Origin of the sequence: Pseudoalteromonas sp. DL2-H2.2 (genome assembly GCF_021532535.1) — a bacterium.
GTDB classification, from domain to species: Bacteria; Pseudomonadota; Gammaproteobacteria; order Enterobacterales; family Alteromonadaceae; genus Pseudoalteromonas; species Pseudoalteromonas rubra_A.
In genome coordinates, this window is record NZ_JAKGBD010000005.1 from 130,071 (window position 1) to 145,850 (window position 15,780).

15 protein-coding genes are annotated in these 15,780 nt (G+C 50.0%); 10 read left to right on the forward strand and 5 right to left on the reverse strand.

Features of this window, described 5'->3' with window-relative positions; all coding sequences use genetic code 11:
• The first annotated feature begins 69 nt into the window (after window positions 1-69).
• From L1285_RS10480 to L1285_RS10510, 7 genes are all read left to right on the forward strand, one after another.
• On the forward strand, window positions 70-708 hold the full coding sequence (locus L1285_RS10480; RefSeq protein ID WP_235412289.1) for a DUF4178 domain-containing protein: 639 nt from the start codon (window positions 70-72) through the stop codon (window positions 706-708).
• 53 nt (window positions 709-761) lie between these two features.
• Entirely contained in the window at window positions 762-1,031 is a 270-nt protein-coding gene (locus L1285_RS10485) for a hypothetical protein (protein WP_268836033.1), read from the forward strand.
• 520 nt (window positions 1,032-1,551) lie between these two features.
• A complete protein-coding gene (locus L1285_RS10490) occupies window positions 1,552-3,462 on the forward strand; it encodes a flavin monoamine oxidase family protein (RefSeq protein WP_235412290.1) in 1,911 nt (636 codons plus the stop codon).
• Window positions 3,463-3,793: 331 nt separating this feature from the next.
• Window positions 3,794-4,483 carry a DUF3313 family protein gene (locus L1285_RS10495; RefSeq protein ID WP_235412291.1) on the forward strand — a complete coding sequence of 230 codons (690 nt, stop codon included), beginning with the start codon at window positions 3,794-3,796 and terminating at the stop codon, window positions 4,481-4,483.
• A 12-nt stretch (window positions 4,484-4,495) separates the two neighbouring features.
• Entirely contained in the window at window positions 4,496-5,563 is a 1,068-nt protein-coding gene (locus tag L1285_RS10500; RefSeq protein WP_235412292.1) for an efflux RND transporter periplasmic adaptor subunit, read from the forward strand.
• A complete protein-coding gene (locus L1285_RS10505) occupies window positions 5,560-8,616 on the forward strand; it encodes an efflux RND transporter permease subunit (protein ID WP_235412293.1) in 3,057 nt (1,018 codons plus the stop codon). The genes L1285_RS10500 and L1285_RS10505 overlap by 4 nt, the downstream gene beginning before the upstream one ends.
• 157 nt (window positions 8,617-8,773) lie before the next feature.
• The gene (locus L1285_RS10510) at window positions 8,774-9,259 is read left to right on the forward strand and encodes a DUF3016 domain-containing protein (protein ID WP_235412294.1); all 486 of its coding nucleotides are present in this window, start codon (window positions 8,774-8,776) and stop codon (window positions 9,257-9,259) included.
• Window positions 9,260-9,307: 48 nt separating this feature from the next.
• Here the strand turns inward: L1285_RS10510 and L1285_RS10515 are convergent, their stop codons facing one another.
• The gene (locus tag L1285_RS10515) at window positions 9,308-9,601 is read right to left on the reverse strand and encodes a hypothetical protein (RefSeq protein WP_046004847.1); all 294 of its coding nucleotides are present in this window, start codon (window positions 9,599-9,601) and stop codon (window positions 9,308-9,310) included.
• Window positions 9,602-9,673: 72 nt separating this feature from the next.
• Here L1285_RS10515 and L1285_RS10520 point away from each other — a divergent pair, with 72 nt between their 5' ends.
• Window positions 9,674-9,871 carry a hypothetical protein gene (locus tag L1285_RS10520; protein ID WP_040644570.1) on the forward strand — a complete coding sequence of 66 codons (198 nt, stop codon included), beginning with the start codon at window positions 9,674-9,676 and terminating at the stop codon, window positions 9,869-9,871.
• Window positions 9,872-9,925: 54 nt separating this feature from the next.
• Here L1285_RS10520 and epmB read toward each other — a convergent pair whose 3' ends face one another.
• Window positions 9,926-10,945: an EF-P beta-lysylation protein EpmB gene (epmB, locus tag L1285_RS10525; RefSeq protein ID WP_235412295.1), complete on the reverse strand. Its 1,020-nt coding sequence runs from the start codon at window positions 10,943-10,945 to the stop codon at window positions 9,926-9,928.
• Between the two features lie 41 nt (window positions 10,946-10,986).
• On the opposite strand from epmB, the gene efp reads away from it, so the two are divergent.
• Together efp and epmA are read left to right on the forward strand one after the other, a co-directional pair.
• Complete coding sequence (gene efp / locus L1285_RS10530; RefSeq protein ID WP_046004845.1) at window positions 10,987-11,553, forward strand: elongation factor P; 567 nt, start codon at window positions 10,987-10,989, stop codon at window positions 11,551-11,553.
• A gap of 105 nt (window positions 11,554-11,658) precedes the next feature.
• Window positions 11,659-12,657, forward strand: a complete 999-nt coding sequence (gene epmA / locus L1285_RS10535) for an elongation factor P--(R)-beta-lysine ligase (RefSeq protein WP_235412296.1) — start codon at window positions 11,659-11,661, stop codon at window positions 12,655-12,657.
• 34 nt (window positions 12,658-12,691) lie between these two features.
• Here the strand turns inward: epmA and L1285_RS10540 are convergent, their stop codons facing one another.
• The 3 genes from L1285_RS10540 to L1285_RS10550 all read right to left on the reverse strand — a co-directional run bounded on the left by L1285_RS10540 (window position 12,692) and on the right by L1285_RS10550 (window position 15,612).
• Window positions 12,692-13,909: a methyl-accepting chemotaxis protein gene (locus L1285_RS10540; protein ID WP_235412297.1), complete on the reverse strand. Its 1,218-nt coding sequence runs from the start codon at window positions 13,907-13,909 to the stop codon at window positions 12,692-12,694.
• A 120-nt stretch (window positions 13,910-14,029) separates the two neighbouring features.
• Window positions 14,030-14,752 (reverse strand): glycerophosphodiester phosphodiesterase, encoded by a 723-nt coding sequence (locus L1285_RS10545; RefSeq protein WP_125716997.1) that lies wholly within the window; start codon window positions 14,750-14,752, stop codon window positions 14,030-14,032.
• The gene (locus L1285_RS10550; protein WP_046004841.1) at window positions 14,749-15,612 is read right to left on the reverse strand and encodes a DMT family transporter; all 864 of its coding nucleotides are present in this window, start codon (window positions 15,610-15,612) and stop codon (window positions 14,749-14,751) included. Before L1285_RS10550 ends, L1285_RS10545 begins: the two co-directional genes overlap by 4 nt.
• Between the last annotated feature and the right edge of the window lie 168 nt (window positions 15,613-15,780).

Sequence of the window (15,780 nt, forward strand, 5' to 3'; positions counted from 1 at the left end):
CGAGTTTGTTTTTTTAAAAAGGAGGCCTGGCCTCCTTTTTTGCCTGCTCTAATTGAATAAAGGTGAGTTATGTTTGGTTTTTTTAAATCTAAGAAAGCGCCAGAGCGCCAGCTCAATCATGCCCGTGATTTACGCGTAGGTGATATGCTGAGTGTGATTGATTCGTTTGCTTATCCAGACTGGTTAAAAGGCCAGACCCTGAAGGTGGTCGCGGTGCAAACCTATCAATACCAGCGCAGTGCTGAATATGAATTTGTGCTGGAGTCTGAATCGGGCAAGGTGGTGTTTTTACAGATTGAGCAGGATGACGGGGAAGAGTTTGCCAACTTCTCAGTGAAAATTCAGCGCGATGATGTGGACGCCATTTTTACTCTTGACGAGTTTGCCCGGATCTTCGATGAAGAATCCCTGACCCGGATTGAAACACAGGCAAAGCCTGCTGAGTTCGAACGCTTTTTGGGGCAGAGCTACCAGCAAAGTGAAGCGCCGTATGTTGCTTATTACCATGAGCAGGATTACCGCGGACGCACATTACCACGATATCAGGATGAAAGCGGGGACGTGTGCGAGGTGATTGAGCTGGCTTCGCCCGATGAAAAGCACAGCATTAATATTGAAGTTTGGGACGGCGGAGAAACGGAAGTGTCTTTAACGCTGACGCGACCGCTGAGTGATATTGTTGACTTGTTTCCCGGAGCCGGCGAGTGACAGATAAACAAGCCAAATGGCAGCGTCAGGAACGGGCGCTGCGGGCGACTCAAATGGCGTTTGACTTAACCACAGAGGTGCAGAAAAGTCTGAAAAAACAGGCTATAGACGAAGAGTTAACGCCTTCTGATATGATCCGCAAAATCCTCGATTTAGAAGTCAAATCGAAAAAAACCCGACAACGTTTGTCATTCAATCTTACAGACGAAGAAATTGCCCTGCTGGCGCAACGCTTTGGTGTAGACCCCAGCGACAAGCGCGCGGTTAAGCAGCAGGTCGCCAGCTTATTGATCAATCGCTACACAGACGCGCAGGGCTCTTAGCTGATGCGCGCCTGCACTGGATATCTCAAGCCAATGGTTTGATGGTCCAGTGACAAACCGCTACCAGAGCACTCGCACCACACCGATAAACGGCAGGACCGCTCCACTCACAGCAAAGCGGCCTTATCTGCTATCCAAGCTAACCCCGATTTCTCTGCTAAGACTCACCACCACAATAGCAAAAATCTGCGTTTTACCAGGCGCCAGATTTGCGCAAGTGCCGCTCAATGTGTCACAACGCACCAGCATGATGCCCTACCAATCCGCCTGTATAGATATTTATCTGAGCAGCAGGCAAAGCTGGGCAGACTGGACTAGAGTTACTAAGCCGCGTATCGCAGTTGGGCTTATCGTTTAATTAAGTCTATGACACAGGTCGTCAACCTTACTGGAGTCTGTGGGTAGTAGGGATAAATTATTTTTCCAGACCTCCAGGTCGGCCCTCAGTGGAGCGACAGTGTAACCTTGCCATTGTGTGTATCGAGTTGGCCTGGAGCAGGTGTTTATTAAGGAGCAACTCATGGCAGAACACCAATCACGCGCACGTTTTTTTCAACAGCACCCCAAAGCCAGAGCCCATGCTGCGCTCGATGACGCGACCAATCAGCAGCTTAAAGTCACACCGGGTCCGGTGACCCTGACCAAACACAAATATCAGGGCAAGAAAGCGGTGATCATTGGCGCGGGTGTATCCGGCCTGACGACGGCCTACGAACTGTTAGCGCAACAGTCGGGTATGGAAGTAACGGTACTGGAAGCACAAAACCGCACCGGGGGACGTTGTTTGAGCCTGCGCACTGGGGATACCTTAATTGAAGATGTTGACAGTCAGTTGTTTCATTCTAAACCCGGACAGCCACAGGTGGTGCGTTTTGACCGACCTCAGGGTGATGCAGAACCTTATCTCAATGCAGGTCCTGGCCGCATTCCCTCCAGCCACAAACGTCTGCTGTCTTATCTGAAGCAATTCAGTGTGGATGTGGAAGTCTATGTCATGAACAGCGAGTCGAACTTAGTGCAGATGTCAGACAGCTTTGCGGGTTTGCCGCTGGTTTATCGCCGTCTTGATCACAATACCCGGGGGTGGCTGGCTCAGATGGTGTTTGAAAATGCTGAGCAGCTGATCAAAACCACTGAATGTGGCGTAGGCACACAGGATATTGAGCGTCGTGCCCAGCAATTGAGGGAGTTAATGATCAGTTTTGGTGAGCTGGTACCCAGTGGTCCCAATGAGGGGAAATACGTTGTGACGGCGGGTGAAGATGGCATGGAAAATGGCCGCTCTCGTGCGGGCTACACTGAATTGCCAGGCGTTGATGCCGGAACGATTGCGGAGCCTTTGAGTTTCGACAGCTTACTTGGCTCCGAGTTTTGGGACAAAACCCGTTTTTATCAGCCTGTTGATTTCCTCTGGCAGTCGACGCTGTTTCAGCCGGTCGGCGGGATGGATCAGGTGCAGCATGCCTTTGCCCAGCAAGTCGCTACTTTGGGTGGCACCATTTTGTTGAACAGTCCGGTAAAACAGATTGACTGGGATGCATCGCGTCAGCAGTTTGCGATTTCTATCGCGAAAGTAGGTACTGACGATCTTGACGTTGTGTATGCGGATTACTGCTTCAGCAACATGGCCATGCCTTTCTTGAAAGAGATCTTGTCAGAAACGCTCCAGGATCCAAATAGCCAGGTGGGCCTCAACAGCGAATTTAAATCTGCATTACAGGCTGTCTATCAGTCTCAGTTTGTCGATGATCATGGTGGCTACAAGGCTAAGTTCCTGGCATGTACGACCAAAGTGGGTTGGCAGGCAGATCGTTATTTATGGCAGGGTAGTCAGGTTAAAGAAGTGCATGATGATTGTGCGAACGTTGACGTGTTGAGTGTGCCGGACTCTGAAATTGGTGTAGTGCCTATCTTTGGCGGGATCTCCTGGACGGACAACGATATTACACAGATCTGGTATCCCTCCACGGCCTACCATGATCAAAAAGGCGTACTCACCGGAGCCTATAACTTCTCTGAAATTGCTTATGAGTGGGGTAAGTTACCGGTGCAGGCGCGTCTGGACAAAGCGCGTGAAGGTGCGAAGCTGTTCGGTCAGGCATTTGGTGATGGTCTGGAGCATGGTCTGGCGATTGCCTGGCAAAATATGCCATATATCAAAGGTGGCTGGGCCCAGTGGCATGTGGTCGGCGATCAGGCTGTACACCATTTCAACGTATTGGCGCAGGGCAGTACAGTGAAAGCGGCAGACGGCAGTGAAACACAACCCAACTTCTTCATCGTTGGTGATCAGCTTTCGTCTTTACCTGGTTGGCAGGAGGGGGCCATTGCCGCGGCACTAAATGCGCTTAATCGCATGGAGCGCCCGGATTTGGCGATCCCGCATCTGGCATGTTTACCAGATACGCGTTTGATTGTTGAAGGCGTTTAACTCGCATTCCAATCCATAATATGGATGCGCGAGCCTTAGGTGGAAGGAGACTCAGGGTCCCAGACTTTGGGTTCGCGCTTTGTGAATTGCAAAAGCTGGGGACAGCAAAAATGACTAAAGGCTGTGCCACATCATTCGTCCCCAGATAAGGAAAAGTGGCACGGTAATTTGAACTATTATTGGTAATTGTTGCCACACACTGGCAAAAGGCTGCTATTTTTAAAAGAAGCTTTTAACCTAGCTGTGAAAACATCATTTAACACCTTAGATCAGACTGTTGCGCGGGACTGATGTATTAACTACAGACTGAATATCAAATGGAGACTTGGCGATGCGTCACATTGCGATCTGGGCTGTCCTGGCCCTGTTCATTACCGGTTGCACCAGCACTCAGCAGACAACGCGTTCAGGGTTTTTACCCGACTACCAGCGTTTAAAACCTTCTGATACCTATCCCGATACTGCGTTATATGTATCGGAACGACTTAAAAATGGTGCCCTGAAACGGGTGCAAACAATTTACTTGCCGCATTTTGAAGTGTGGCTGCAGCTCAATGACGAAGCCAAAGTTTCACTCAGCCCGGCAGATGTGGCCAAGTTAAGCATCTATATGCAGGCTCAGCTACAACAAAAGCTCTCTGTGCATTATCAGGTTTTGCTTGAGCAGCCACAGGTGCTTGGTCCGGATGTACTGACGATCCGCGGTGCGTTTACGCAAATTGAGTTTGCACCGAGTGAAATGGAAGTACGCGACTTTATTCCGGTTCGCTTGGTATATAGCGCCGGCAAAAGTGCCTATCTGATGGCAACCGAACAGTCAGAGGTGGTGACATCTGTGTCACTGGAGAGCATGTTTTATTTGGGGGACAGTCAGGAACCTGTTCTGATGATGTCTGCCCACAAAGCGGTAGAGTCAGTCGTAAAGCAAAATGGCGATGAAAATGCCCAGGCTGTAAAAGCAGTACTCGACGTCTGGATAGATAATTTTGTTACAGCAATCAGTAAATCAAAAACGATATAGTGGTGATCACCTATGATAAGAAAGCACACCTTCCTTTTAGCCGGCGTTATGGCGACTGTTCTGTCCGCGTGCTCTGAGCCACAGACCACGGCTGATAAAGCACCACAATTGCGGCCAGTGAGAACGATCGAGCTCAGTGTTAATAATTTTGGGCCGCTCCAGGAATTTCCGGCTGTGGTCGATGCAGCCAGCACCGCTGATCTGTCGTTCAAAGTGTCTGGAGAACTGACGCATTTGAATGTAAAACAAGGCCAGGAAGTGACGCAAGGAGATGTGATAGCAAAGGTAGATGATACCGACTACAAACTAGCGGTGGAGGAAGCGCAAGCGGCTTTTGAAAAAGCAGAAGCCGATTTTAAGCGGGGTGAGCAACTGATTGTGACCGGAACCATCAGCCAATCAGATTATGACCTGCTTAAATCTCAATTTGCCAGTGCCAAAACGAAGCTGGCCAATGCCAGAAACAACCTGAACTATACCCAGCTCAGGGCGTCATTCTCCGGGATTGTTGCGCGCACACATGTTGAACAATTCGAAGAGGTGCAGGCCAAGCAAGTTGTGGCGACTTTACAGGACATAGAGCATATTAATCTGAAGGTAAATGTACCGGAAAGTATTATGATCCACGTCAGCAAAGACACACCGAAGCAGGTATTTGCAGAATTTGCGGCGATAGAAGGCAAGCGCTTTGAATTGACTTTTGTAGAGGTCAGTACCCAGGCCGATGAGGTGACAAAAACCTATGAGGTCACGCTCGGCATGTTACCTCCTCCCGGATATAACATTTTGCCGGGAATGACGGCCAAAGTCATGGCCAGTGCACCCAGTGAAGCGTTATCCCGCCTCTATTTGCCTTTATCTACGGTGCTGAAAGACGACAAAGGCCACTATGTATGGACGGTTACCTCGCTCGGTGACGGCAAAGGTAAAGTGACCAAAACGCCGGTGCAGATTGGAGAGGTCTCTTCGCTGGGCTTCCCGGTGATCTCCGGTGTGACAGCTGGCACACACGTGGTGACCGCAGGTATGAGCAAAGTGACCGATCAGCTGGTTGTGAAATTCCAGGGAGGTCGTGAGTGAACATCACCCGATTAGCATTAGAGAATAATCGCACAACCTGGGTTTTGATTTTTGCCCTGGTGTTTTTCGGCATCGTGGCGTTCAATAAGATGCCTAAAGACTATGATCCTGGCTTTATTATCAGAACCGCACAGGTTGTTACTTACTTTCCCGGTGCAAGCCCGCAGCGGGTTGAAGAACTGGTAACCGACAAAATTGAAAAGGTGGTACAGCAAATTCCGGAGCTGGACTTTGTTAAAAGTACTTCTAAAACCGGTGTTTCGATCGTCAGTGTTAATATCAAAGAAAGCTACAAGGAAATGCGGCCTATCTGGGATAATTTACGCCGCAAGATTGAAACCGTCGAAAATGACCTCCCCAGCGATGCGCAAAAACCCATAGTGAACGACGAATTTGGCGATGTGTTTGGCGTTGTCATCGGGCTGACTGCGGAGGGTTACTCCTATCGTGAGATGGAAGAAGTGGCCGAGCAGGTCAGAGATGAGCTGCTGAGGTTGCCGGAAGCCGCAAAGGTCGACATTTTCGGTGCACAGGAGCAGCGCGTCTTCATTGAATTTGAAAATGCCAAACTAGCATCACTCGGGATTTCGCCCGGACAACTGAAAGATCAACTGGCAGCGCGCAATATTGTTAATCCAGGCGGCTCCATTTTTATTGATGATGAAACCCTGGCGCTTGAGCCCAGTGGTAACTTTGAATCGGTGGAAGACATTGCCGGTACCATCATTAATATCACAGGGTCAGAGCAGGTGATCCTGCTCAGTGATATCGCCCGGGTGTACCGCGATTATGTCGACCCAGCAAAGGTTAAAGTGCGAGTGGCAGACAAAGAGGGGATGACGATTGCCATTTCCATGCGCCACGGCGGTAATAACCTGCTGTTGGGTGAGCAAGTACTCGATGCGATCCATTATCTTGAATCTGTTTACCCGATAGGGGTGGACTTTAAGCTACTGTCATTTCTACCGCGAGAGGTTGAGCAAAAGGTTGATGATTTTGTGTCGAACCTGATCCAAGCGGTACTGGTGGTGACCGTAGTGATGCTGTTCAGCTTGGGTTTGCGAACTGGATTGATAGTCGCCAGCCTGATCCCAATGAGCATGGTATTCGGCATACTGGCGATGTCCTTTTTTGACATCAGCATCGATCAGATCTCGCTGGCTGCGCTGATCATTGCGCTGGGCATGCTGGTTGATAACGGGATTGTGATGTCAGAAAGCATCATGGTGCAGATGGAACGAGGCAAGTCCGCGGTTGATGCTGCGGTTGACTCGGCAGATGAGCTAAAAGTGCCGCTGCTGGTGTCTTCGTTGACCACAGGTGCTGCGTTTTTACCGATTTTTCTGGCAGAATCCGCCACGGGAGAATACACCGCATCCCTGTTCAAAGTGGTGACCATCACTTTACTGTGCTCCTGGTTACTGGCAATGACTATGATCCCCATGCTGTGTGTGCTGTTTACTCGGGTTAAATCTCAGGCTGCCAATTACGATGCAGGTATCTATTTAACTTATAAACAGATCCTGATGGGGCTGATTAAGCATCGCTGGATGACACTTGCCGGGTGTGTATTGATGTTTTTCCTGGCTTTACAGGGCTTGCAGCTGGTGCCTAAGTTGTTTTTCCCGCCCTCGGACCGGGATTACTTTAAGGTTGAGCTGGAGCTGCCGGTTGGCACGCGCCTGAGTGCCACTGAGGCCATGGTTAAGGATATGGAAGCCTTTTTACAGCGCGATTTAACGGTCAACGAGTCGCGTGACAAAGGCGTCACCAACTGGGTCACTTATGTGGGCAACGGAGGACCCAGATTTCTGCTGACCCATACCCCGGAGCCGGCCAGCTCAAACTATGCTTTGATGATAGTGTCGACCACCTCCTATCGGCATATTGATGAGCTGATGGCAAAAATCGAGACATATGCATTACAGCGCCATCCCGATTTGCTCATCAAGCAGCGTAAGATAGAAAACGGCTCACCCATCGATAATCCGGTTGAAGTACGCTTATCTGGCAGTGATATCGACGTGCTGACGGGACTGGTCAATGAGCTTAAAGCACAAATGCGTAACACACCGGGATTGAAAGCCGTGAGTGACGATTGGGGTTTGCCAATCAAGAAACTACAGATCAAAATCAATCAGACGCGCGCGCGGCGTGCGGGTGTCTCCAGCAAAGACATTGCAAGTTCACTGCAAACCGGTCTCAGTGGTCTGGAGCTCACCCGTTATCGCGAAGGGGATGAGCTTATTCCGGTCACTCTGCGCTCGGTGGCTGCTGACAGACAGGATATCGGTAAGCTGGAAGCCATGGTGGTGTATTCTCAGGCTTCGGGTAAATCGGTGCCGCTGAAGCAGGTAGCTGATATTGAAGTGGTGTGGGAGAATGCCCAGATCTTGCGGCGCGACCGCCTGAAGTCGGTCACGGTGGGCGCTCAGCTGGATGGTATCACTGCCGATGAAGGCTTTTCTAAGCTCAAGCCCTGGCTTGAAGAGCAACAAAAAAATTGGCCCTTTGGCTACAGTTATGAGCTGGGTGGCGAGGCCGAGTCTTCTGGCAAAGCCAATCAGTCTATCGCCGAGAAAATGCCCATTGCCATTTTCATTATTGTGATCCTGCTGGTTGGCCAGTTTAATTCACTCCGTAAATCGGCCATTGTCCTGACCACTGTGCCACTGGGCTTTATTGGGGTGGTTGCCGGGTTGCTGATTGGGCAGTCATTTTTTGGCTTTATGACCTTACTGGGGATTATCTCACTGGCAGGCATTGTGATTAACAACGCCATTGTATTACTGGAGCGGATTAAGTACGAGTTGGATCAGGGAGACGACCCGGTCCTGGCGATTATTCAGGCCGCGCAACAGCGCATGCGGCCTATATTGCTTACCACAGCCACGACTGTATTGGGACTGGTGCCGCTCTATCTGGGAGGGGGAGAAATGTGGGAACCCATGGCGCTGGCGATTATGGGTGGCCTGTTGTTTTCAACTATACTGACATTAGGCATTGTGCCCGTCTTATATGCGTTGCTATATCGTATTTCGGTGAAATCGTAACACATGACAGATACCAATCCGCCAAAGTCGGTGGATTGGTATCAATTTGTCGTCAAATGTTACCTTTCATTGCGTGTTCAGCAAAAAATGCACAGTATTTAGGGGTTGAATAGTTAACATCGACCACAGATGGGTTGGCAATCGTGAGGAGAACACCATGAAACTTTTACATGCAATAGCGTTACTTTGCCTGAGTCCATTGGCTGCGCAGGCCGGTGAAGCCAATATCACCTGGCGCGACTTTAATGACTATCGCGATGTGGTACCGGCCAATGAAAGTAAAGCGGGATACCACAAACGGGTGGCCGCGCAGCTTGAAAAGCACCTGAGCAAGTTGATGACAGAGACCCCAGAGGGTTATCAGCTTAATATTACCTTTGACGACATAGATCTGGCGGGTGATGTGCGCTTTAACATGCACGACATCCGGGTTGTTAAACCGATTTTCTTTCCGCGTCTGAAAATCAGCTACACGCTCACCGACAACAATGGTGCGGTTGTGGCGCAGGCGCAGGAGAAGGTGCTTAAAGATCTGTCGTTTATGGACCGGGTGAGAACCGGGCGAGACAGTGAGTTTTACTATGATAAACGGCTGTTAAGCACTTGGTACAAAGAAGAGATCGCAGACAAAGTGAAAGGGTAATTGCACCATCGCCGGGTTGACTCACCCGGCCAGTGGTTTTGGTGCGCCCTACTTAAATGTGGCGAGTAACTGGATGAGCTGCTGCAGCTTAAAAACCGTTTTTGTAAGTAGCGCCTCGTCTAGTTGCTCTGACTGGCTGAGTGCTTCGACATCAGCGGCAATATCCAGCACATAAGGCTTGAAGCGCTTGGCAGCAAAATCAAAACCGGCATCTTCGGCAAATAATGCCTGGAATTTTCCGTGACCTTGTTGCTGTAGTTCGTCTAATTTTTTATCGGCATCAAGTGCTTGACGGTAAACAAGTTTTAGATTTTCATTCAGCTTTTCGATAACGGTCTGCATATTTTTCCTAAAGACTTACGTGAACTGGCCGATATTGTACTTGGATCCATCAATCTTGTCAGGTATAAGCTTATGAATATATCCGGAAGTAACCTACCTGCTATGTCTGGGACAGGGCAAAGCGGCGAAGTAATGAGCGCGCAGCTAGCCAAAAAACAGCAAAAAGCAGATGGACAAGCCGCCCTGGCCTTAATTGAGTCTGCTGGAAATTCAGCTCCAGCAAAGTCAACCACGGCCACTATGGGCAATAATATCAACGTCTACGTGTAGGCATTGATATGCTGTGCCTAACCTGAATTCGCAAGTCTTGGCTTGTGTGTGGTATCAGGCCGGGCTCAGTCCCAAATCAATCGGCGTCTTACTAGGTTGGCCGCCGATTTCTCTTACCAGCTTAGGCACCAAAAAGCCGGGCAAGGCATCCAGTAGTCCATGCATCAATGTAACGGCCTCTTGTTCTGGCACCTCAAAATGACTGGCACCTTCTACCTTATCCAGCACATGCAGGTAGTAAGGCAGTACATCTGCGTCAAATAAGGCTTCGCTTAGCGCCTGTTGAGCAGCCAGGCTATCGTTAATCCCTTTGAGTAATACCGCCTGATTTAACAGCATAACGCCGGCACGTTTTAGCTTTTGCATTGCCGCTGTAAAGTGTATATCGATTTCGTTGGCATGATTAATGTGATTTACCAGAACCGGTTTCAACCGGCTTCTAATGAGCGTTTCGCATAAGCCGTCGGTTACTCGTGCCGGGATCACCACAGGTAAGCGGGTGTGAATTCTCAGGCGTGTCAGGTGAGGTATTTCATCGAGGTGTTCAAGCAGCCAGGTCAGCATGTCATCTTTGGCCATCAGAGGATCGCCGCCGCTTAAAATCACTTCATTGATCTCGGGATGGCTGCTCAGATAGTCGAATACGGCCTGTAAAGAACGTTTATTGAGCTGGTTATCCTGATAAGGAAAATGACGACGAAAGCAATAACGGCAATTTACGGCGCAGCCGGTTTTTAGCATCAGCAGCACACGGGAGCGGTACTTGTGCAGCAATCCGGGCAGCGCTGCCTGTTGTTCGTCGAGGGGATCTTTGTGAAAACCGGCTTTGGCTATGAATTCCTGATGCTGAGGCAGCACCTGAAGCAGCAAGGGATCTTTGGCATCCCCATAACGCATTTTTGCGATAAAGGGACGTGGAACTCTGAGCGGAAACAATCGCTTAGCGGCCAGGTCTTGTTCACTGAAATGGCCCTCCAGGCCCACCAGTTTTAGCAGCTCGTCTGCACTGGTGACCACATTCGCCAATTCTTTTTGCCAGTTAGTATGCAAATTTACTTCATTTATTTGTATCATTAGCGGGTTTATTACTCGAAATACAAAGATTAGAGGATACGATGGCGAATTATAGCACCAACGAATTCAAGGGCGGCCTAAAAATTATGATCGATGGAGAGCCTTGCTCCATCCTGGAAAATGAAGTGGTCAAGCCCGGTAAGGGCCAGGCGTTTAACCGCGTTAAGATCCGTAAGCTGATCTCAGGTAAAGTTTTAGAGAAAACTTTTAAGTCTGGTGAATCGGTTGAAGGTGCAGACGTCATGGACACTGACCTGGCTTACCTGTACACAGATGGTGAGTTCTGGCACTTTATGAACAACGAAACCTTCGAGCAAATCGCGGCAGATGAAAAAGCGCTGGGCGATAGCGTGAAGTGGTTGGTTGAAAACGATGTGTGTACCATCACATTGTGGAACGGCAGTCCAATTGCTGTGACGCCGCCTAACTTCGTTGAGCTGGAGATCACTGAAACAGATCCAGGTCTGAAAGGCGATACAGCAGGCACCGGTGGTAAACCTGCGACGCTGAGCACAGGCGCTGTGGTACGTGTTCCTTTGTTCGTACAAATCGGTGAAGTGATCAAAGTAGATACGCGCAGCGGCGAATACGTGAGTCGTGTTAAGTAAGCCAGTGCGCTGTGTTGCAGTCTCGCTTTGTTACTAAGTGAGCCTGCATCGACAAGTCACCTGTAAATCCCGGTCCTGACCGGGATTTTTTTGTCTGGAGTAATTATGAGTCATTCTGCATATGGTGGGGCGTCTGATATTGTTTGGGCACCGAGTGCCAGTATCGACACCCTGCGTCAGCGTGCCGCTATCCTCGCTAAAATTCGTGCTTTTTTTGCCGCGCGCGAAGTCCTTGAAGTCGAAACCCCGAGTCTGGCCCAAGCCTCAGTGACGGACGTTCATCTTGCCACCTTTTCAACCACATTTGTCGGACCGGGTCATGCCAGCGGTACGCCTCTGTATCTGCAAACCTCACCGGAATTTGCCATGAAGCGGCTGCTGGCTGCCGGCAGTGGCGCGATTTACCAGATTGGCAAAGCGTTTCGCAATGAAGAGTCAGGCAGACATCACAACCCCGAGTTCACTATGCTGGAGTGGTATCGGCCCGGGTTTGATGAATTTGCGCTGATGGCGGAAGTGAACGACTTAATGCAGGCTATTCTGGACTGTCCTGAAGCCGAGTCACTGAGTTATCAGCAGGCCTTTATCACCTATCTGGGCCTGGATCCGCTGAACGCTTCTATGGATGAATTAAGACAGCTGGCATCGCAGCGCGGCCATGGTCACATTGCAGAGCAGGAGCAACACCGCGATACGCTACTGCAATTGCTGTTCTGTATGGAGATTGAGCCTTTAATTGGTCAGCAGGCACCGTGCTTTGTTTATCATTTTCCGGCCTCTCAGGCCGCACTGGCACAGCTCAATGCCGAGGATCCCAGAGTGGCAGGGCGGTTTGAACTTTATTACCGTGGCATGGAGCTGGCCAATGGCTTCAATGAATTAACGGATGAAGTTGAGCAGAGCGCGCGTTTTGATGAAGATAACGCGCAGCGCGTAGCAATGGGGTTGGCACCTGTGGCAAAAGACCCGCGTTTTTTGGCGGCGCTGGCGCAAGGGCTACCTGCGTGTGCCGGGGTGGCACTGGGCGTCGATCGCCTGGTCATGCTGGCGACTGGCAAGACCCAGCTCAAAGAGGTTATCGCGTTTGACGTTGACAGGGCATAAGGCGAGTGTGAGTAGTTAGGGGCCTGAGCAGGCCCTATACAAAACGCTTAAGCTCTTGCTGTGTCCTGGTCGAGCGCTGCTGTGCATCCTGACAGTCAGTCAGGGCGGCATCAATCTGCGCTTTGGCGGATTGGCCCAGCTCAACAATACGTTGTACTGACTGGTGGGTGTGCTGCTGAGTGGACTCGAGCTGGTGCACGGCGCTGACAATCTCTTCGAGCTGCGACTGATTGCGCTCAAAGTCCTCAGACATATCGGCAAAGCCCTGCGACGTAGTACGAATGGCTTGCTCGGCAGAGCTGGAGTGATCGATCAGCTGCTCAGACTCCTGATGAGTTTCACCGACCAGCACATCCATTTGGTTAATAAAGTCACTGATCTGGCGGGTGGCGTCGTTCACCTTAACCGACAGATTACGCACCTCATCCGCGACCACGGCAAAGCCCCGGCCTGCTTCTCCTGCCCGCGCCGCTTCGATGGCGGCATTGAGCGCCAGCAGGTTGGTTTGATCGGAAAACTCTTCGACCATTTTCAAAATACTGCGGATGTTCTCACTGTTTTCTTTAAGTCCGGCCACGGTAGAAGAAAAGCTGCCAAGCAGATGGGTAATTTGCTGCACCTCTTTCACCAGCGTCGCCAGTGACTGTGACGAGCCACGCACAAAGTGCAGGCTTTCCGTATTGGCCTGATAAACCTGATCCGTGTTGTGCACTATGCTTTGCAAACTGTGCGTGACCTGATCGCTGGCGGCAATAATGGTATCGCCCTGATCGATCTGTTGGCCACCTAGCAGAGCGGTTTGTTTCATCGAGTCAGTAACCTGCTGGTTACTGCGATTCGCCGCTTCTGCGCTTTGGTAGGTGGCAGCCAGAAGTTCGCTGAGGTGCTGAGTAAAGGCATTATATTGCTCACTGAGGTCGCGAAATTCGTCATAAGTGAACTGCGGTAACCTGGCATCGAGGTCGCCGTCCTGACGGTTAATTTGCTCCAGCGTGTCCCGCATGGCCTGTACGGGGCGCACTATCAGGTAGCGCATATAAAAGAAGGTAAAAATAAAGGCACCCACCGACACCAGGGCCAGCAACCAGAATGCACCGGTTGAACCATTTTGTTCGGCCAGCTCACTGTGTAGCCACAGTAAGGTAATGATTTGAAAAATTAATAAAAACCCCAGATTACCAAAAATCTTGCGGGTCAGGGTGAAGAACAAAGATTCTTCGATCAAATTATAGATGCGCATGTACAAACTCATATTAGGCTCTTCACTGTGCCGTTTAGCATACAGTATAGAGTAAACCTGGCAGGTGCAACTGTTTACAGGTTAAGCAATTTATTTTAATCAGCGGCATAATCCTAAGCGCGTTTTGCCTGCTTACTTTGCCGCTGAGGTCTGGTTTAGCTGTTGCTGCACCACCATTTTGGCGTAACAGGGATAATTACTGAATATGCCGTCTACCCCATAATCTAACATTAATTCAATGTCTTTTGCCTTATCGACGGTATAAGCCAGAACTTTAAGACCGCGCTGTTTGGCATCCTGAACAAATTCATGGTTAATGAAGTTCTTGTCCATATGGATACTTTCGGCATGCAGTTGCTGGGCAAATTGAGCAAAAGTGAGCGGAATAGACGCCGTGAGTGCGCCGATCCTTACCCAGGGAAGCTTTTGCTTAAGCCACAATAGCTGGTGGTGATCAAAAGAAGACAGCAGTAGCTGGTGTCTGGCAATGATGCCGCGCTGCACATTGTCTTCTATGGTTGCAACAAATTTATCCAGGCTGAAGGTATGTTTTAGTTCCAGGTTAATCGTCGTTTGCTGACCTATGGTATCGAGCACCTGTTGCAGCGTTGGTACAGCTTCGTTGTTACTGAGCTTAAGCTGGGACAGCGCCGCTCGCGTGGTTTCATTGACCTTGCCCCGGCCGTTGGTGGTGCGATCCAGCCAGGTATCGTGAATAATGGCATAATCATCCAGGCAACTTTGCACATCGAGTTCTATGCCATCGACCCCCACTTCCAGTGCTGCTTTAATTGCGCTGAGTGAGTTTTCCGGATAGTTGCCACTGGCACCTCGGTGTGCATAAACCTGGATCATAGCTTATTCCTTGTGATCGACCACGTTTCATAGCAGGCTGCACTGACAACCAGGACGCCCCCTGCCAGGGTGGTGAGAGTTATGGTTTCTGCCAACAGCATATAAGCCAATACAGTTGCGTACAAGGGCTGCAAGCAAGAAATCAGCCCGGCGGTAGTGGCTGATAAGTAACGTAAACTGGACGCAAATAAGGCGTGCGGAATGGCTGTAAATACGCAGCCTGCCAGGACGATAAGAACGAGGTTGTCAGTACTTAATTCGGCGGGGGGCACTTCAACAAAAGCGCAGAGCATCAGGCTGGCTATCAGAGTTTGATAAAACATGGTGTGTGGCCCGCCATAGCCGGAAAACAGCTTCTTTTGCAGCAAGTTCCTTAGCGCAAATAAGGCACCAGAAAACACCCCGGTCAGTATGCCCAGGGTAATTTGATTGCCGGGGTCGCTGGTGGGTACCAGTAAATAAATGCCGATCATTACGACGAGCGCTGTAAAGACATCTTTGCGCTTTAATCGGCTGTGAAAAAACAGCGGCTCCAGTAGCACAGTGATCACCGGATAGGTGAAAAAGGCAATCACGCCCACGGCGATACCGGCCATTTGCATGGCGGCAAAATAGGTCACCCAGTGCAGTCCAACGCAGATCCCCAGTATTAACACCACGCCATAGTCTTTGCGGGCATTGAGTTTGAATACACTGCCTTTAAATTTCAAAATGCAGGCTAAGGTGACAAAAGCAATGGCAGTTCGATAGACCGTGATATCGAGCGCAGACAGGGAAATGAGCTTGGAGAATAACGCGGTACCGCCAAACAGCAGCACAGCCAGGTGTAAATTAACGAGAGAGGATTGTTCCGGGCGCATGGCGAACTCGGCTTGTTTTTCATTAGCTTATCACGGTAACTGACGGTTGCTAAAGTATTATGATAAACACCGGGCAGTGATGGCTTATCCATCCATTCGGATAAGCTGGCCTGAGTTGGCGAGGCACTTTTCAAGATAAAAGTATGAGGTGTAATGCCGTGTAATGTC